The 19316-nt window shown below is 54.8% G+C and carries 17 protein-coding genes; all 17 read left to right on the forward strand.

Features of this window, described 5'->3' with window-relative positions; genetic code table 11:
• Window positions 1–602 precede the first annotated feature (602 nt).
• The 17 genes from SOM48_RS06115 (at window position 603) to wzxC (ending at window position 19298) form a co-directional block, all read left to right on the forward strand.
• Entirely contained in the window at window positions 603–1745 is a 1143-nt protein-coding gene (locus tag SOM48_RS06115; protein WP_023479113.1) for a polysaccharide export protein, read from the forward strand.
• A gap of 5 nt (window positions 1746–1750) precedes the next feature.
• Window positions 1751–2194: a low molecular weight protein-tyrosine-phosphatase Wzb gene (wzb, locus tag SOM48_RS06120; protein ID WP_023479231.1), complete on the forward strand. Its 444-nt coding sequence runs from the start codon at window positions 1751–1753 to the stop codon at window positions 2192–2194.
• A 2-nt stretch (window positions 2195–2196) separates the two neighbouring features.
• Window positions 2197–4365, forward strand: a complete 2169-nt coding sequence (wzc, locus tag SOM48_RS06125) for a tyrosine-protein kinase Wzc (RefSeq protein WP_076770132.1) — start codon at window positions 2197–2199, stop codon at window positions 4363–4365.
• A 106-nt stretch (window positions 4366–4471) separates the two neighbouring features.
• Window positions 4472–5317 (forward strand): colanic acid biosynthesis glycosyltransferase WcaA, encoded by an 846-nt coding sequence (gene wcaA, locus SOM48_RS06130; RefSeq protein WP_054803228.1) that lies wholly within the window; start codon window positions 4472–4474, stop codon window positions 5315–5317.
• A complete protein-coding gene (gene wcaB / locus SOM48_RS06135) occupies window positions 5317–5808 on the forward strand; it encodes a colanic acid biosynthesis acetyltransferase WcaB (RefSeq protein WP_023479173.1) in 492 nt (163 codons plus the stop codon). Before wcaA ends, wcaB begins: the two co-directional genes overlap by 1 nt.
• On the forward strand, window positions 5805–7022 hold the full coding sequence (gene wcaC / locus SOM48_RS06140) for a colanic acid biosynthesis glycosyltransferase WcaC (RefSeq protein ID WP_054803227.1): 1218 nt from the start codon (window positions 5805–5807) through the stop codon (window positions 7020–7022). The genes wcaB and wcaC overlap by 4 nt, the downstream gene beginning before the upstream one ends.
• Window positions 6997–8217 (forward strand): colanic acid polymerase WcaD, encoded by a 1221-nt coding sequence (gene wcaD, locus SOM48_RS06145; RefSeq protein ID WP_076770131.1) that lies wholly within the window; start codon window positions 6997–6999, stop codon window positions 8215–8217. Before wcaC ends, wcaD begins: the two co-directional genes overlap by 26 nt.
• A 13-nt stretch (window positions 8218–8230) precedes the next feature.
• A complete protein-coding gene (gene wcaE, locus SOM48_RS06150) occupies window positions 8231–8977 on the forward strand; it encodes a colanic acid biosynthesis glycosyltransferase WcaE (RefSeq protein WP_023479138.1) in 747 nt (248 codons plus the stop codon).
• Between the two features lie 22 nt (window positions 8978–8999).
• Window positions 9000–9554: a colanic acid biosynthesis acetyltransferase WcaF gene (gene wcaF, locus SOM48_RS06155; RefSeq protein ID WP_042712841.1), complete on the forward strand. Its 555-nt coding sequence runs from the start codon at window positions 9000–9002 to the stop codon at window positions 9552–9554.
• A gap of 25 nt (window positions 9555–9579) precedes the next feature.
• Window positions 9580–10701, forward strand: coding sequence for a GDP-mannose 4,6-dehydratase (gmd, locus tag SOM48_RS06160; RefSeq protein WP_023479093.1), 1122 nt, complete (start codon window positions 9580–9582; stop codon window positions 10699–10701).
• Between the two features lie 2 nt (window positions 10702–10703).
• On the forward strand, window positions 10704–11669 hold the full coding sequence (gene fcl, locus SOM48_RS06165) for a GDP-L-fucose synthase (protein ID WP_023479152.1): 966 nt from the start codon (window positions 10704–10706) through the stop codon (window positions 11667–11669).
• 2 nt (window positions 11670–11671) lie between these two features.
• On the forward strand, window positions 11672–12145 hold the full coding sequence (locus tag SOM48_RS06170; RefSeq protein WP_023479130.1) for a GDP-mannose mannosyl hydrolase: 474 nt from the start codon (window positions 11672–11674) through the stop codon (window positions 12143–12145).
• Complete coding sequence (wcaI, locus tag SOM48_RS06175) at window positions 12142–13449, forward strand: colanic acid biosynthesis fucosyltransferase WcaI (protein ID WP_312201310.1); 1308 nt, start codon at window positions 12142–12144, stop codon at window positions 13447–13449. Before SOM48_RS06170 ends, wcaI begins: the two co-directional genes overlap by 4 nt.
• Window positions 13446–14882 carry a mannose-1-phosphate guanyltransferase gene (cpsB, locus tag SOM48_RS06180; protein WP_054803225.1) on the forward strand — a complete coding sequence of 479 codons (1437 nt, stop codon included), beginning with the start codon at window positions 13446–13448 and terminating at the stop codon, window positions 14880–14882. Before wcaI ends, cpsB begins: the two co-directional genes overlap by 4 nt.
• A gap of 107 nt (window positions 14883–14989) precedes the next feature.
• Window positions 14990–16360, forward strand: a complete 1371-nt coding sequence (cpsG, locus tag SOM48_RS06185) for a colanic acid biosynthesis phosphomannomutase CpsG (RefSeq protein WP_139568106.1) — start codon at window positions 14990–14992, stop codon at window positions 16358–16360.
• 55 nt (window positions 16361–16415) lie between these two features.
• Entirely contained in the window at window positions 16416–17810 is a 1395-nt protein-coding gene (gene wcaJ, locus SOM48_RS06190) for an undecaprenyl-phosphate glucose phosphotransferase (RefSeq protein ID WP_312277938.1), read from the forward strand.
• A gap of 9 nt (window positions 17811–17819) precedes the next feature.
• The gene (gene wzxC, locus SOM48_RS06195; protein ID WP_124967870.1) at window positions 17820–19298 is read left to right on the forward strand and encodes a colanic acid undecaprenyl disphosphate flippase WzxC; all 1479 of its coding nucleotides are present in this window, start codon (window positions 17820–17822) and stop codon (window positions 19296–19298) included.
• Window positions 19299–19316: the final 18 nt, after the last annotated feature.

The following is a 19316-nucleotide window of genomic DNA, read 5'->3' on the forward strand; positions in this document are numbered from 1 at the left end:
ATTAATCTTATTTAATAAGATATTTAAGAGTTATTTAATTACATTCCCGCACGGTGATTATGTTTATTTGTTGCTGTTTAAGGTGCGAATTTAGGAACTATCGTATGGGGCGGGCTGCATCCCTAAGTTGTCAATATAAGTTAATTCCTAAAAACCTGAAAACCCGACGTTAATATTATTCTTAAAAAAGCTTCTGTCAGGAGATGCCGCCTTGCCTGCCTTAGGCTTAGCTGCAACAATTCCATCGGCATCTTTCAAATATACCTGCGATGTTAATTTCCGCGTTGTTATTCGATGTGGAAAAGGATACCCGCCGTATTTAGTGCGCGCCGCAGCTGGCGCCCTGACGAGGATGTAAAGGATGACTATCAACGACATATCGATGATCAGTGCATTGGTAACTGGAAGCCAGGGGCGGTAGCATGCCTGTAGGCATGACTGCAGCCGGATTATTCTGTAATGTCATGGGGTTGGATAAATGCTTTTTAGGACTGATGCTAGTTATATTCCTGGTGAATTAACTGCATTCTGATTCTGTGTACTGCTTGAGCGCTTATTTAAATCGCACAGGATAATTACTCTGCCATAGTGATAATTAATCAATGATGAAATCTAAAATGAAATTGATGCCATTATTGGTGTCCATAAGCTTAATGAGTGGCTGCACCGTATTCCCGGGTAGCAATATGTCGACATCGGGAAAGGACGTGATTAAACAGCAGGATGCTGACTTTGATTTAGACAGTATGGTGAACGTTTATCCATTGACCCCGCGTCTGATTGAGCAGTTACGCCCACGCGTAAACGTTGCTCAACCTAACATGTCGCTGGATCAAGAGATCTCCTCTTATGAATACCGCGTTGGTCCAGGCGACGTCCTGAGCGTCACTGTGTGGGATCACCCGGAATTAACCACCCCTGCCGGTCAGTATCGCAGCTCCAGCGATACCGGCAACTGGGTGCAGCCGGATGGCACCATGTTCTACCCCTATATCGGCAAAGTCCGCGTGGTGGGTAAAACCCTGGCCGAAATACGTAGTGATATTACCAGCCGCTTAGCGACCTATATTGCCGACCCGCAGGTGGACGTTAATATCGCCGCGTTCCGCTCGCAAAAAGCCTATGTCTCTGGCCAGGTGAATAAATCAGGCCAGCAGGCGATCACCAACGTGCCGCTGACCGTGCTTGACGCGATCAACGCCGCAGGCGGTCTGACCGATCTTGCCGACTGGCGCAACGTCGTGCTGACCCACAAAGGCAAAGAGGAGCGCATCTCTCTGCAGGCGCTGATGCAAAACGGCGACCTCAGCCAGAACCGCCTGCTCTACCCGGGCGACATTCTGTTTGTTCCGCGCAATGACGATCTGAAAGTGTTCGTGATGGGCGAAGTGAAAAAACAGAGCACCCTCAAAATGGACTTCAGTGGCATGACGCTGACCGAAGCGCTTGGCCAGGCAGAAGGTCTCGACCTGACCTCCTCCAACGCCAGCGGTATCTTCGTCATCCGTCCGATCAAGAACGGCGAGGGCGGTCGCGGCAACAAGATTGCCAACATCTACCAGCTTGATATGTCGGATGCCACGTCGCTGGTGATGGCCACCAACTTCCGCCTCCAGCCTTATGACGTTGTTTATGTCACCACCGCACCGGTATCGCGTTGGAACCGTCTTATCAACCAGTTGCTGCCAACCATCAGTGGCGTTCGCTACATGACGGATACGGCCAAAGATATTCATACGTGGTAACAGGCATGTTCAACAAAATTCTGGTGGTTTGTGTGGGGAACATTTGTCGTTCCCCGACAGCGGAACGGCTACTGAAAAAATACCACCCCGGGCTCACGGTTGAGTCCGCCGGGTTGGGCGCACTGGTCGGGCATAGCGCAGATGCCAACGCCACGGCCGTGGCGGCAGATAACCAACTCTCGCTGGATGGGCATGTCGCACGCCAGATCTCCGGGAAATTGTGTCGTGAATTCGATCTGATTCTGGTCATGGAGAAGCGACACATCTCCCGCTTGTGCGAACTTACCCCCGAGATGCGTGGAAAGGTCATGTTGTTTGGCCACTGGGATAACGAACGGGAGATCCCCGATCCGTATCGCAAAAGTCGCGAAGCTTTTGAAGCCGTTTACACCTTACTTGACCAGTCTGCCCGCCTTTGGGCGCAGGCATTGCAAGCTCAGCAGGGATAATAATGACAGAGAAAACACACCATTCGCATTCTGCTACGTCGGCAGTGGGCAATGACGAAATCGATATTGGCCGTCTACTCGGCACAATCATTGAGGCTCGCTGGTGGGTGCTGGGCATTACCGCGCTATTTGCCCTCGCCGCGCTCGTTTACTGCATGTTCGCCACGCCCATTTACAGCGCCGATGCGCTGGTGCAGATCGAGCAGAATACCGGCAGTTCGCTGGTGCAGGATATTAACAGCGCGTTGAGTAACAAACCGCCGGCGTCGGAAGCGGAAATCCAGCTGATCCAGTCCCGCCTGGTGCTGGGCAAAACCGTTGACGATCTCGACCTCGACATCTCGGTGGTGAAAAACACCTTCCCACTGTTCGGCGCCGGTTGGGATCGCCTGATGGGGCGGCAGAATGAGACTGTTAAGGTCACCTCATTCGAACTGCCGAAAGGGTGGGCGGATCAAACCTTTACTCTTAAAGTGCTGAGCCCGAAAACTTATCTGCTGAGCAGCGACGGCGGGTTTGAAGCGCGCGGTGAAGTGGGCAAACCGTTGAGCAAAGAGGGCGTCACCATGATGGTGAGCGCGATTCAGGCCTCTGACGACAGCGAGTTTACCGTCACCAAGTTCTCGACCCTTGGCATGATCAACAATCTGCAAAACAACCTGACGGTTGTGGAGAACGGTAAAGACACCGGCGTGCTGAGCCTCAGCTACACCGGCGAAGATCGCGACCAGATCCGTGCCATTCTCAACAGCATCACCCGCAACTATCTTGAGCAGAATATTGAGCGCAAATCGGAAGAAGCGGCAAAAAGCCTGATCTTCCTCGATAAGCAGCTGCCGGAAGTGCGTCATAACCTCGACGTCGCGGAAGATAAGCTCAACGCCTATCGCCAGACGAAAGACTCCGTCGACCTGCCGCTCGAAGCCAAATCGGTGCTCGACTCGGTGGTCAACATTGATGCGCAGTTGAACGAACTGACCTTCAAAGAAGCGGAGATCTCCAAGCTCTACACCAAAGCGCACCCGGCGTACCGCACGCTGCTGGAGAAACGCCAGGCGCTGGAAGATGAGAAGGCCAAGCTCAATAAACGCATTACGGCCATGCCGCAGACGCAGCAGGAAATTGTGCGCCTGACCCGCGACGTTGAATCTGGTCAGCAGGTCTATATGCAGTTGCTGAATAAACAGCAGGAGCTGCGTATCACTCAGGCGAGCACCGTGGGCGATGTGCGCATCGTTGACCCGGCAATCACTCAGCCTGGCGTGCTGAAGCCGAAAAAAGCGCTGATTATTCTCGGCAGCATTATTTTCGGTCTGATTATCTCCGTCGTTGGCGTGTTGCTGCGTTCCCTCTTCAACCGCGGTATCGAAAGCCCGCAGGTGCTGGAAGAGCACGGTATCAGCGTCTATGCCAGCATCCCGCTCTCCGAGTGGCAGAAGGAGCGTGATAACGCGCAAGTCGCCAAAGGGGCACGCCGCTTCAAGCAGAGCCAGTTGCTGGCGGTGGGTAACCCGACCGACCTGGCGATTGAAGCGGTTCGCAGCCTGCGTACCAGTCTCCACTTCGCCATGATGCAGGCCAACAACAATGTGTTGATGATGACCGGGGTCAGCCCCTCCATCGGTAAAACCTTTGTCTGTGCCAACCTTGCGGCGGTTATCAGCCAGACCAACAAGCGCGTGCTGCTGATCGACTGTGATATGCGTAAAGGCTACACCCACGAACTGCTGGGTACCGACAATATCAACGGTCTGTCAGATGTGCTGGCAGGGAAGGGCACCATCGAGAGCTGCGCGAAGCCGACCTCTATCAGCAACTTCGACCTGGTTCCGCGCGGTCAGGTGCCGCCTAACCCATCTGAGCTGCTGATGAGCGAACGCTTTACCCAGCTGATTGAGTGGGCGAGCAAAAACTACGATCTGGTGCTGATCGATACCCCGCCAATCCTCGCGGTGACCGATGCGGCTGTAGTAGGTCGCCACGCGGGCACCACGCTGATGGTGGCGCGTTACGCGGTCAACACCCTGAAAGAGATCCAGACCAGCCTGAGCCGCTTCGAGCAGAACGGCATCCAGGTGAAAGGCGTCATCCTGAACTCCATCTTCCGCCGCGCAACCGGCTATCAGGATTACGGCTACTACGAGTACGAATACAAGTCCGACTCGAAATAACAAGACTTATACCTCTACCCTCAGCGTGCTTCGCCCTTCCCCTTAACGGGGGGAGGGCGTAAGCGAGGGCGAAAAGCGGCATGTTGAACGCATTAGGGATCGCATCATGAGCACAACAGCAAACCCATTAATTTCAATTTATATGCCTACCTGGAACCGTCAGCAGCTGGCCATCCGCGCCATTAAATCGGTGCTGCGCCAGGATTACCCGCACTGGGAAATGATCATCGTTGATGACTGCTCCGCGTCGTTCGATCAGCTGCAGCAGTTTGTTGACGAACTGGGCGACCCGCGCGTCAGCTATACGCGCAACGACTTCAACTCCGGAGCCTGCGCCGTGCGCAACCAGGCCATTCTGCAGGCGCGTGGTCAATACATTACCGGTATCGATGATGATGATGAGTGGACGCCAAACCGCTTATCGGTCTTCCTTGCCCATAAACATCTGCTTAACACCCGCGCGTTTCTCTACGCCAATGATTATGTGTGTCAGGGCGAAGTCTACGCGCAGCCGGCGAGCCTACCGCTCTACCCGAAATCGCCGTTCTCCCGCAAACTCTTCTACAAACGCAATATCGTCGGCAACCAGGTTTTCACCTGGGCGTGGCGGTTTAAAGAGTCGCTGTTTGATACCCAACTGAAAGCCGCCCAGGATTACGACATCTTCCTGCGCATGGTGACCGAGTATGGCGAGCCGTTCAAAATTGAAGAGGCGACGCAGATCCTCCATATCAACCACGGTGAAATGCAGATCACCTCTTCACCGAAGAAGTTCTCCGGCTACTTCCACTTCTATCGCAAGCACAAAGATAAGTTCGACCGTGCCAGCAAGAAGTACCAACTCTTCACCCTCTACCAGATCCGCAATAAGCGGATGAACTGGCGCACGCTGCTGACGCTCTTTTCCGTGCGCAACGGCAAACGTCTGGCTGATGGGCTGCGGGGTAAATAATGCGACTGGAAGATTTTCGCGCAAACCACTGGAACTTGCGCCCGTGTTGCATGGTTGCAGCCTACCGTATCGCACACTTCTGCTCGGTGTGGCGCAAAAAGCATGTGATTAACAATATCTGGGCCGCGCCGGTCATTCTGCTCTACCGCTTTATCACCGAATGTCTGTTTGGCTATGAGATCCAGGCGGCGGCGACTATTGGTCGGCGTTTCACTATTCACCACGGTTATGCGGTGGTGATTAATAAAAATGTCGTAGCGGGTGATGATTTTACCATTCGCCATGGTGTGACCATCGGCAACCGCGGCGCCGACAGCCTGGCCTGCCCGGTGATTGGCAACGGCGTTGAGCTGGGTGCGAATGTGGTGATGATTGGCGATATCACCATTGGCAACAATGTCACCATTGGCGCAGGCAGCGTGGTGCTCGACAGTGTGCCGGACAACGCGCTGGTGGTGGGTGAAAAAGCGCGCGTGAAGGTGATTAAATGAATATTTTGCAGTTTAACGTACGCCTCGCAGAGGGCGGTGCTGCCGGTGTTGCGCTGGATCTCCACCAGCGAGCGCTGCAGCAGGGTTATCAGTCGCGCTTTATTTATGGCTACGGTAAAGGCGGCAAAAAGAGTGTCAGCCATGACAACTATCAGAACGTCTATAAACAGACGCCGCGTCTGACCTCGATTGCCAACCTGGCGCTGTTCCGCCTCTTTAACCGCGATGTTTTCGGCAATCTCAATAATCTTTATCGCAACGTAACCCGCAGCGAAGGGCCGCTGGTGCTCCATTTCCATGTGATGCACAGCTACTGGCTCAACCTTGAGGATCTGGTAGCGTTTTGCCAGCGCGTAAAAGCCCACAAACCGGACGTCACCTTCGTCTGGACGCTGCACGACCACTGGAGCGTCACCGGCCGCTGCGCCTTTACCGATGGCTGCGAAGGGTGGAAGAGCAACTGCCAGAAGTGCCCGACGCTGAGTAACTATCCGCCGGTCAAAATCGATCGCGCGCATCAGTTAGTGGGCCGCAAGCGCCAGCTGTTTAACACCATGCTGTCACTGGGTTGCCAGTTTATCTCCCCAAGCCAGCACGTGGCTGATGCCTTTAATAGTCTGTATGGCGCTGGCCGTTGCCAGATTATCAACAACGGTATTGATGTCGCGACAGAAGAGATCCTCGCCCAGCTCGCGCCGGTAAAAGTGACGCAGGGAAAACCGAAGATCGCTATCGTCGCCCACGATTTACGCTACGACGGGAAAACCAACCAAAAGCTGGTGCGCGACATTATGGCCCTTGAAGATCGCGTCGAGTTACACACCTTCGGCAAATTTTCCCCGTTTGAGGGGCCGCAGGTGGTTAACCACGGTTTTCTTACTGATAAGCGTAAATTGATGAGCGAGCTCAATGAGATGGATGCGCTGGTCTTTAGTTCGCGCGTCGATAACTACCCGCTTATCCTCTGCGAAGCCCTCTCCATCGGCGTGCCGGTGATCGCCACCCACAGCGATGCGGCGCGCGAAGTACTGCAAAAGTCAGGCGGGAAAACCTTCAGTGAAGAGGAGGTGCTGCCGCTGGTGCAGTGCCATAAAGCAGAAATTGCCCAGGCGGTGTTTGGCGAGAGCCTCGACGCGTTTCGCGCGCGCAGCCGCCAGGCCTATAGCGGTCATCAGATGCTGGAGGAGTATGTCTCGTTCTATCAGAGTCTGTAGCTATCTGCTGCTGCCGTTGATCTACCTGCTGGTCAACGTGAAATTATTCCAGCTCGGTGAGAGCTTCCCGATCACGATTGTGACGTTTTTACCGGTGATGCTGCTGCTCTACGTTGAGCGCATCAACCTGAAAAAATTGATGTTAGCGCTGATGCTCGGTGCAGGATTAACGCTCTTCAACTTTATTTTCGGTAAGTCACTGGATGCCAGCAAATATGTCACGTCGACAATGCTGTTTGTTTACATCGTGATCATTATTGGCATGGTGTGGAGTATTCGCTTCAAAACGATCTCGCCGCATAACTACCGAAAGATTTTGAGATTTTTCTATATGGTGGTGGCGTTAATTGTCACGCTGGCCGCAATGGAGATGGCTCAGATCATTCTTACTGGCGGCAGTAGTTTGATGGAAATAATTTCGAAATATCTTATTTACAGCAACAGTTACGTGCTGAATTTTATCAAGTTCGGCGGTAAGCGAACCACGGCGCTCTATTTCGAACCGGCATTCTTCGCTCTGGCGTTAATCTCAATTTGGCTCAGCATCAAACAGTTTGGTATCAAAACGCCGAAGACCGATGCTATGATTCTGGCAGGGATAGTTCTCTCAGGATCGTTCTCCGGGGTAATGACATTTATCATGTTTTACCTGCTGGAATGGGCGTTCCAGTATCTCAATAAAGAGGCGATTCAGAAGAAATTACCGCTGGCAATTATTTCACTTGCGGTGTTTGTTGTGGGCCTCGTATTTGCTTTTCCTTATATTGCAACGCGTATTGGCGATTTGGGAACGGAAGGCTCCTCCTCTTATTACCGAATTATCGGTCCGCTTGTGATGGTTGGATATTCGCTGACCAATATTGATGGCGTAGTAAGATTCGGCTCACTTTATGAATATGTCGCATCATTCGGAATCTTTAACGGTGCAGACGTCGGGAAAACAATAGACAATGGGTTGTATCTGCTGATCATTTATTTTTCATGGTTAGCGGTAATACTGACCGGATGGTACATGTTTAAAGTCGCTAAAATGACGATGAATGCTTTTGGCAACAATCAGAATTTTCGCGTTCAACTTTTCTTGTTTACCCCGATCTCGTTGTTTTTTACGGGGTCAATTTTTAGTCCGGAATATGCATTTTTAATTGTTTGTCCATTTATTCTTCGTAAAGCGTTGAATATTGTCAGTTCATGAGAAGGTGGGTCACATGCTGCTAAGTGTTATTACTGTCGCGTTTCGCAATTATGAAGGTGTGATGAAGACCTGGCAGTCGCTGGCTCACCTGGCGAAAGCGCAAGATATTGAGTTCGAGTGGATCGTGGTTGACGGCGGTTCACAGGACGGCACTGAGGATTTTCTGAAAAGCCTCAATGGACAATATAATTTACGTTTCATAAGCGAACGCGATAAAGGTATTTACGATGCCATGAATAAAGGCATCGATATGGCCTCAGGACGTTTTGCGATATTTCTTAATTCTGGCGATATTTTCCATGAAGAGATCGTCGACGTTGTTCGCCAGTTAAGCGAAGCGAAAGAGACCGCGATGTATATCGGCGATGCGCTGCTTGATTTCGGCGACGGCAGCAAGCTGCGTCGCAATGCGAAAAGCGGCTGGTATATTTATCACAGCCTGCCGGCCAGCCACCAGGCCATCTTTTTCCCGGTGCACGGGTTAAAAACGTACCCCTACGATCTGCAATTTAAAGTCTCATCCGATTACGCGTTAGCGGCCAGAATGTTTAAAGCGGGCTTTCCGTTTAAGCGTCTGAAAGGGCTGGTATCTGAATTTTCGATGGGCGGTGTATCCACTTCTAATAATCTCGAATTATGTCAAGACGCCCGTAAAGTTCAGCGCATGATATTACACGTCCCGGGCTTCTGGGCAGAATTATCCTATATGTTGCGTTTACGGACGACGGGTAAAGCAAAGGCTTTATATAACAAAGCTTAACGCCCGGACATAAGGAAAGAATATGCAAGATTTAAACGGATTCTCCGTGCCGAAAGGCTTTCGGGGCGGGAACGCTATTAAGGTTCAACTGTGGTGGGCGGTGCAGGCGACATTATTTGCCTGGTCTCCGCAGGTGCTTTATCGCTGGCGCGCCTTCTTATTACGCCTGTTCGGCGCGAAGGTGGGAAAAGGCGTAGTGATTCGACCATCAGTCAAAATTACCTACCCATGGAAATTAACCCTGGGTGATTACAGCTGGGTGGGGGACGACGCGGTGTTATATACGCTCGGCGACATCACCATCGGCGCAAATTCTGTGGTGTCACAGAAGTGTTATTTGTGCACCGGCAGTCACGACTATATGAGCGCGCATTTCGATATTAACGCGACGCCTATCGTGATTGGCGAGAAGTGCTGGCTGGCGACGGATGTGTTTGTTGCTCCCGGCGTTTCTATCGGCGACGGCACGGTCGTCGGTGCGCGCAGCAGTGTTTTTAAATCGCTACCGGCAAATGCGATTTGTCGGGGCAATCCCGCAGTGGTAACGCGCGAACGCGTTGAAAAGGTAACTCCCTAACAGGGAACATTGAGGAAAATAAATTATGTCTAAAGTCGCTCTCATCACCGGCGTTACCGGGCAAGATGGCTCTTATCTGGCAGAACTGCTTCTGGAAAAGGGTTACGAAGTTCACGGCATCAAACGCCGCGCTTCCTCTTTCAATACTGAGCGTGTTGATCACATTTATCAGGATCCGCACACAAGCAACCCGAAATTCCACCTGCACTACGGCGATCTGACCGATACGTCCAACCTGACCCGTATCCTGCAGGAAGTGCAGCCGGATGAAGTGTACAACCTGGGCGCGATGAGCCACGTTGCGGTCTCCTTCGAATCCCCGGAATACACCGCTGATGTCGACGCTATGGGTACGCTGCGTCTGCTGGAAGCGATCCGCTTCCTGGGTCTGGAGAAGAAAACCCGTTTCTATCAGGCATCCACCTCTGAGCTGTATGGCCTGGTGCAGGAAACCCCGCAGAAAGAGACCACGCCGTTCTACCCGCGCTCTCCGTATGCCGTTGCCAAACTGTACGCTTACTGGATCACCGTGAACTACCGTGAATCCTACGGCATGTACGCCTGTAACGGCATCCTGTTCAACCACGAATCCCCGCGTCGCGGCGAAACCTTCGTGACCCGTAAAATCACCCGCGCGATCGCCAACATCGCTCAGGGCCTGGAATCCTGCCTCTATCTCGGCAACATGGACTCCCTGCGTGACTGGGGCCATGCCAAAGACTACGTGAAAATGCAGTGGATGATGCTGCAGCAGGAACAGCCGGAAGACTTCGTTATCGCCACCGGCGTGCAGTACTCCGTACGTCAGTTCGTGGAAATGGCTGCCGCTCAGCTCGGTATCAAACTGCGCTTCGAAGGCACTGGCGTAGAAGAGAAGGGTATCGTTGTTTCCGTAACTGGCCACGATGCGCCGGGCGTGAAACCGGGTGATGTGATTGTTGCCGTTGACCCGCGTTACTTCCGTCCTGCTGAAGTGGAAACCCTGCTGGGCGACCCGACCAAAGCGCACGAAAAACTGGGCTGGAAACCGGAAACTACCCTGCAGGAGATGGTCTCCGAAATGGTGGCAAAAGATCTGGAAGCAGCGAAAAAACACTCACTGCTTAAGGCCCACGGTTACGAGGTTGCCATCGCGCTGGAGTCCTGAGCATGACCAAACAACGTGTTTTTGTGGCTGGCCATCGCGGGATGGTGGGGTCAGCCATCGTACGGCAGCTCGAACAGCGTGCGGATATCGAACTGGTGCTGCGCTCCCGCGAAGAGCTGAACCTGTTGGATGCCGCGGCGGTAGACGCGTTTTTCGCCAGCGAACGTATTGACCAGGTCTACCTGGCGGCAGCGAAAGTGGGCGGTATTGTGGCGAACAATACCTACCCGGCGGACTTCATCTACGAAAATATGATGATTGAGAGCAACATCATTCACTCGGCGCACAAGCACGACGTGAACAAGCTGTTGTTCCTCGGTTCGTCCTGCATCTACCCGAAACTGGCGAAGCAGCCGATTGCTGAAAGCGAGCTGCTGCAAGGGACGCTGGAGCCGACGAACGAGCCGTACGCGATTGCCAAAATCGCCGGGATCAAACTGTGCGAATCGTACAACCGCCAGTATGACCGCGATTACCGCTCGGTGATGCCGACCAACCTGTATGGTCCGCACGACAACTTCCACCCGAGCAACTCGCACGTTATTCCTGCGCTGCTGCGTCGTTTCCACGAAGCGACCCAGGAGAATGCGGCAGACGTGGTGGTGTGGGGCAGCGGTACGCCGATGCGTGAATTCCTCCATGTGGATGATATGGCAGCAGCCAGCATCCATGTGCAGGAGCTGGCGCGCGAAGTGTGGCAGGAGAATACCGAACCGATGCTGTCGCACATCAACGTCGGTACCGGCGTTGATTGCACCATTCGCGAACTGGCGCAGACGGTTGCAAGCGTTGTGGGCTACAAAGGCCGCGTGGTGTTTGATGCCACCAAGCCGGACGGCACGCCGCGTAAGCTGCTGGACGTGACCCGTTTGCATCAACTGGGCTGGTATCACGAGATCTCACTGGAAGCGGGGCTGGCAAGCACCTACCAGTGGTTCCTTGAAAACCAGCACCGGTTCCGGGGGTAAGCATGTTTTTAAGTCATGAAGATTTTGCCACGGTGGTGCGTTCCACCCCGCTGATCTCCATCGATCTGATCGTGGAGAACTCACGCGGCGAGTTTTTACTCGGCAAACGCACTAACCGTCCGGCCCAGGGATACTGGTTCGTGCCGGGCGGACGCGTGCAAAAGGACGAGCCGCTGGCAGCCGCTTTCGAGCGGCTGACTCAGGCGGAACTGGGACTGCGCCTGCCGATGTCGGCAGGTGAGTTTTACGGCGTCTGGCAGCACTTCTATGACGATAACTTCTCCGGCCCCGATTTTACGACCCACTACATCGTGCTTGGCTTCCGTCTGCGCGTGGACGAGGAGACCCTCGCCCTGCCAACGGAGCAGCACGATGACTATCGCTGGGTTTCGCCGGAGGCGTTGATTGCCGACCCGCTGGTGCATGACAACAGCCGCGCCTATTTCCTCGACGCGCAGGGAGTGCCGGGCTTATGAAAATCCTGGTTTATGGCATCAACTATTCGCCGGAACTGACCGGGATCGGTAAGTACACCGGCGAAATGGTGGAGTGGATGGCCCGTCAGGGCCATGACGTTCGCGTCATCACTGCGCCGCCGTACTACCCGGAGTGGAAAGTCGGGCACCCTTACAGTGCCTGGCGCTGGCGTAAAGAGCAGGGCGCCGCCACGGTGTGGCGCTGCCCGCTCTACGTGCCGAAGCAGCCGTCGACCATCAAGCGTCTGCTGCACTTAGGCAGCTTTGCCGTCAGCAGCTTTTTCCCGCTGATGGCCCAGCGCAGCTGGAAGCCGGATCGCATCATCGGTGTGGTGCCGACGCTGTTTTGCACGCCGGGCATGCGCCTGCTGGCAAAACTGAGCGGCGCGCGCACGCTGCTGCATATCCAGGATTATGAAGTGGACGCCATGCTCGGGTTAGGCATGGCGGGCAAAGGTAAAGGCGGCCTGGTGGCAAAACTGGCGGCCGCGTTTGAACGCAGCAATCTGCATAACGTTGACAACGTCTCCACCATCTCCCGCTCGATGATGAACAAAGCGCGTGAGAAGGGCGTGTCAGCCGACAAGATTATCTTCTTCCCGAACTGGTCCGAAGTGGCGCGTTTTCGTGATGTCGACGCGGCAAGCGTTGCGCAGTTACGCCGCGACCTCGGTCTGCCGGATGACAAAAAAATCATTCTTTACTCCGGCAATATTGGTGAGAAGCAGGGATTAGAAAATGTGATTGAAGCCGCTGCGCGACTGAAGGGCCATCCGTGGCTGTTCGCCATCGTCGGGCAGGGCGGGGGCAAAGCGCGGCTGGAGAAAATGGTCAGCGAGCGCGGCCTCGACAATGTGAAATTCTTCCCGTTGCAGCCTTATGAAGCGCTGCCTGCCTTGCTCGCGCTCGGCGATTGCCATCTGGTTATCCAGAAGCGCGGCGCGGCGGATGCGGTATTGCCCTCCAAGCTGACCAACATTCTGGCGGTGGGCGGTAATGCGGTGATCACCGCCGAAGAGAGTACCGAACTTGGCCAGCTCTGCCTGAATGAGCCTGGCATTGCGGTCTGCGTCGAACCGGAATCGGTCGATGCGCTGACCTCGGGCATTGAACGCGCGTTAGCGCTGCCCACAAACAACACGGTGGCACGTGAATATGCCGAACGCACGCTCGAAAAAGAGAACGTGTTAAGCCAGTTTATTGCAGATATTAGCCCGGAGAAATCCGCGACGCCCGCAGCCGCCCACGATGGCGCGGCGCATGAGGCGCGCCTCAATTTCGACGGCAATGGGGATAAATCATGAGTCAAACGCAACTCTATCCGGTCGTAATGGCCGGTGGCTCCGGCAGCCGTCTGTGGCCGCTTTCCCGCGTGCTTTACCCTAAACAGTTTCTCTGCCTGAAGGGCGATCTCACCATGTTGCAGACCACCGTCTGCCGCCTGAACGGCGTTGAGTGCGAAAGCCCGGTGGTGATTTGTAACGAGCAGCACCGTTTTATCGTCGCAGAACAGCTGCGCCAGCTTAACAAGCTGACGGAGAACATCATTCTTGAACCGGCAGGCCGCAACACCGCACCGGCGATTGCGCTGGCGGCGCTGGCGGTCAAACGCCACAACCCGGATAGCGATCCGCTGATGCTGGTGCTGGCAGCGGACCACGTTATTCAGGATGAAGAGGCGTTCCGTACTTCAGTACGTAATGCCATGCCGTATGCCGAGGCGGGCAAACTGGTCACCTTCGGCATCGTGCCGGATATGCCCGAAACCGGTTACGGCTACATCCGCCGCGGCGAAGTCAGCCCAGGACAGGTTGATACTGTGGCGTTTGAAGTGGCGCAGTTTGTTGAAAAACCGAACCTGGAAACCGCGCAGGGGTATGTCGCCAGCGGCGAATACTACTGGAACAGCGGCATGTTCCTGTTCAGCGCCGGTCGCTACCTGGAAGAGCTGCAAAAATATCGTCCGGACATTCTTGAAGCCTGTGAAAAGGCGATGGATGCCACCGACCCCGATATGGACTTTATCCGCGTCGATGAAGAGGCGTTCCTCGCCTGCCCGGAAGAGTCTATCGACTACGCGGTGATGGAGCGCACTGCCGATGCGGTGGTGGTGCCGATGGACGCAGGCTGGAGCGATGTTGGCTCCTGGTCTTCGCTGTGGGAGATCAGCCAGCAGACGCCGGAAGGCAACGTGCACCACGGCGATGTGATCAGCCACAAAACCGAAAACAGCTACGTCTATGCCGAATCCGGTCTCGTGACCACCGTTGGCGTAAAAGATTTAGTGGTGGTGCAGACCAAAGATGCGGTGCTGATCGCCGACCGTAATGCCGTGCAGGACGTGAAAAAGGTGGTCGAGAAGATCAAAGCCGAAGGGCGTCACGAGCACCATATTCACCGCGAAGTTTACCGCCCGTGGGGTAAATATGACTCCATCGACGCAGGCGATCGCTATCAGGTGAAACGCATCACCGTGAAACCGGGCGAGGGGCTGTCGGTACAGATGCACCACCACCGCGCCGAGCACTGGGTGGTGGTTGCCGGTACGGCAAAAGTCACCATCGATGATGAAGTCAAACTGCTGGGCGAAAACGAATCTATCTACATTCCGCTCGGCGCGCGCCACTGCCTGGAAAACCCGGGCAAGATCCCTCTCGACCTGATTGAGGTACGCTCCGGTTCGTACCTGGAAGAGGATGATATTGTGCGCTTCGCCGATCGTTACGGGCGGATTTAACGCCCATTGCCGGCCCGCCGCGCGCGGGTTCGGCCAGAACAACTATTGATAACATTTATGTGGCCAGTTGCGGTCAAGGCTGACTGTTGCCTGAAGAAGAGGTAATGATGGAAAAATTAACCTGTTTTAAAGCTTACGATATTCGCGGAAAGCTGGGCGAAGAACTCAATGAAGATATAGCCTGGCGTATTGGCCGCGCCTACGGGGAGTACCTGAAGCCGCAGACCATTGTGCTCGGCGGTGATGTGCGTCAGACCAGCGAAGCGCTGAAGCTGGCGTTAGCCAAAGGCTTGCAGGACGCCGGCGTTGATGTGCTGGATATCGGTCTGTCAGGTACCGAAGAGATCTATTTCGCCACCTTCCATCTCGGCGTTGACGGCGGTATCGAAGTGACCGCCAGCCACAACCCGATGGACTACAACGGCATGAAACTGGTGCGCAAAGGCGCGCGCCCCATCAGCGGCGACACCGGCCTGCGCGACGTACAGCGCCTGGCAGAAGCCAACGACTTCCCGCCGGTTAACCCGGATAAACGCGGCAGCTACAAGCAAATCTCCCTGCGCGATGACTATATCGACCATCTGCTCGGCTACATCAACACCGCTAACCTCAAACCGCTGAAACTGGTGATCAACTCCGGTAACGGCGCCGCAGGCCCGGTGATCGACGCCATTGAAGCGCGCTTCAAGGCGCTGAATGTGCCGGTGAGCTTTATCAAAGTGCACAACGAGCCGGATGGCACCTTCCCGCACGGTATTCCTAACCCGCTGCTGCCGGAGTGCCGCGACGATACCCGCAACGCGGTGATTGAGCATCAGGCGGATATGGGCATCGCCTTTGATGGCGACTTCGACCGCTGCTTCCTGTTCGACGACAAGGGCCAGTTTATTGAGGGCTACTACATCGTTGGCCTGCTGGCAGAAGCGTTCCTCGAAAAACACCCGGGCGCGAAAATCATTCACGATCCGCGTCTCTCCTGGAACACCGTTGATGTAGTAGGCCGCGCAGGCGGTACGCCGGTGATGTCAAAAACTGGCCACGCTTTTATCAAAGAGCGCATGCGCGAAGAGGACGCCATTTACGGCGGCGAGATGAGCGCGCACCACTACTTCCGCGATTTCGCCTACTGCGACAGCGGCATGATCCCGTGGCTGCTGGTTACTGAGCTGCTGTGCCTGAAAGGCAAAACCCTGGCCGAGCTGGTGGGCGATCGCATGGTGGCCTTCCCGGCGAGCGGCGAGATCAACAGCAAGCTGGCCGATCCGGTTAGCGCCATCAAACGCGTTGAAGATCGCTACGCGCCGGACGCGCTGGAGGTGGATTACACCGACGGCATCAGCATCGCCTTTGCCGATTGGCGCTTTAACCTGCGCTCCTCCAATACCGAGCCGGTGGTGCGTCTGAATGTCGAATCCCGACACGACGTGGCGTTGATGGAGGCGCGAACGCAGGAAATTCTGGCGCTGTTGAATCAGTAACTCTTAGTCGTTCTCCTCCCCATGAGGGGAGGAGGGCAAACAGGCAGGTACAACGATGACAAATCTAAAAAAGCGCGACCGGGCCAAAACGAATGCATCGTTAATCTCTATCGTGCAGCGATTCTCAGACATCACCATTATGTTCGCTGGGTTGTGGCTGGTGTGCAAAGTTAATGCGTTGCCATTTTTCTACATGCATCTGCTGATGGCGCTGACCACGCTGGTAGTATTCCAGATGATCGGCGGCATGACCGATTTCTACCGCTCCTGGCGCGGCGTCAGAATGATGACCGAACTGACGCTGCTGTTGCAGAACTGGACGCTAAGTATCATCTTCAGCGCCGGTTTGATGTCGTTCAACTCGGACTTTGATGTCACCTTCTCGCTTTATCTTACCTGGTATCTGTTAACCAGCCTCGGCCTGATGTTTAGCCGGGCGGTGATCCGCTTCGGTGCTGGCTGGATGCGTAATCTTGGGTATAACACCCGTCGCGTTGCCGTGGCGGGTGATATGCCGATGGGGCAGGCGCTGCTCGACGGTTTTCGCAACGAGCCGTGGCTGGGCTTCGATGTGGTCGGGGTCTATTACGATCCAAAACCGGGTGGCATTGATACCGGCTGGGCGGGCAACCTCGAACAACTGGTTGAAGATGCCCGCAGCGGCAAGATCCATAACGTCTACATTGCAATGTCGATGAACGACGCCGTCTGCATCAAAAAACTGGTGCGCGATCTCGCGGACACCACCTGTTCGGTGATCCTGATCCCGGATGTATTCACCTTCAACATCCTGCATTCACGCATTGAAGAGGTGAACGGCGTGCCGATTGTGCCGCTGTATGACACGCCGCTCTCCGGGGTCAACCGCATCCTGAAACGCCTGGAAGATATTGTGCTCTCGTCGCTGATTCTGCTGCTGATTTCGCCGGTGCTGCTGGCCATCTCTGTAGCGGTGAAGATGAGTTCGCCGGGGCCGATCATTTTCCGCCAGACGCGCTACGGCATGGATGGTAAGCCGATCAAAGTGTGGAAGTTCCGCTCAATGAAGGTGATGGAGAATGACAAAGTGGTGACTCAGGCGACGCAGAACGACCCGCGAGTCACCAAAGTGGGCAGCTTCCTGCGCCGCACCTCCCTTGATGAGCTGCCGCAGTTTATTAATGTGCTCACCGGCGGGATGTCGATTGTTGGCCCGCGTCCTCACGCTGTGGCGCATAACGAGCAGTATCGTGCGCTGATTGAGGGCTACATGCTGCGTCATAAAGTGAAACCGGGCATTACCGGCTGGGCGCAGATTAACGGCTGGCGCGGCGAGACCGACACGCTGGAAAAAATGGAAAAACGCATTGAGTTCGATCTGGAGTACATCCGCGAATGGAGCCTGTGGTTCGATATCAAGATCGTTTTTCTGACCATCTTTAAAGGCTTTGTGAACAAAGCGGCGTATTAAGGAAAGGTCATGAGCCTGAGAGAAAAAACCATCAGCGGAGCAAAGTGGTCAGCCATGGCCACTCTGACCATTATCGGTCTGGGGCTGGTGCAGATGACGGTGCTGGCGCGCATTATCGATAATCACCAGTTCGGTCTGCTGACCGTCTCGCTGGTGATTATCGCGCTGGCGGATACGTTGTCGGATTTTGGTATTGCTAACTCGATTATTCAGCGCAAAGAGATCAGTCACCTCGAGCTGACCACGCTTTACTGGCTCAACGTCGGGCTGGGGATCGTGGTCTGCATCGCGGTCTTCTCGTTAAGCAACATGATTGCTGACGTGCTGAACAACCCGGATCTGGCACCGCTGATCAAAACCCTGTCGGTGGCGTTTGTGGTGATCCCGCACGGGCAGCAGTTCCGCGCGCTGATGCAAAAAGAGCTGGAGTTCAACAAGATTGGCGCGATTGAAACCCTGTCGGTGATGGCGGGCTTCAGCTTTACGGTGATCAGCGCCTTCTTCTGGCCGCTGGCGATGACCGCGATCCTCGGTTATCTGGTTAACAGCGCCGTGCGTACGCTGCTGTTCGGCTACTTTGGCCGCAAGATCTACCGCCCCGGTCTGCACTTCTCCCTTGCTTCCGTCAGCTCCAACCTGCGTTTTGGCGCATGGCTGACCGCAGACAGCATCATCAACTACGTGAACACTAACCTCTCCACGCTGGTGTTGGCGCGTATCCTCGGTGCGAGCGTCGCCGGGGGTTACAACCTCGCCTACAACGTGGCGGTAGTACCGCCGATGAAGCTCAACCCGATCATTACCCGCGTGCTCTTCCCGGCGTTCGCCAAGATCCAGGATGACACCGAGAAGCTGCGCCTGAACTTCTACAAGCTGCTGTCGGTGGTGGGGATTATCAACTTCCCAATCCTGCTCGGGCTGATGGTGGTGTCGAATAACTTTGTGCCGCTGGTGTTTGGCGAGAAGTGGAACAGCATCATTCCGATCCTGCAACTGCTGTGCATCGTTGGTCTGCTGCGCGCGGTCGGTAACCCGATCGGTTCGCTGCTGATGGCGAAAGCAAGAGTCGATATCAGCTTTAAATTCAACGTCTTTAAAACGTTTCTCTTTATTCCGGCGATCATTATTGGCGGCCATATGGCCGGTGCGCTGGGCGTTACGCTCGGCTTCCTGCTGGTGCAGATTATCAACACCATTCTGAGCTACTTCGTGATGATTAAACCGGTGCTCGGCTCGAGCTACCGCCAGTACATCCTCAGCCTGTGGCTGCCGTTCTACCTGTCGCTGCCGACGCTGGTGGTCAGTTATGGCCTCGGCCTGGCGCTCAACGGCCATCTGCCGCTTGCCGCCATGCTGGCGATTCAGGTTGCTGCGGGTGCCATCGCCTTCGCCATTATGCTGATTTTGTCGCGTAACGCGCTGGTGGTGGAGATGAAGCGTCAGTTTTGCCGCAACGAGAAATTGAAAACACTGCTTCGCGCAGGATAAGAAACCTTATTGAACCCC

Origin of the sequence: Kosakonia sp. CFBP8986, assembly GCF_034044935.1 — a bacterium.
Classification (GTDB): Bacteria; Pseudomonadota; Gammaproteobacteria; order Enterobacterales; family Enterobacteriaceae; genus Kosakonia; species Kosakonia cowanii.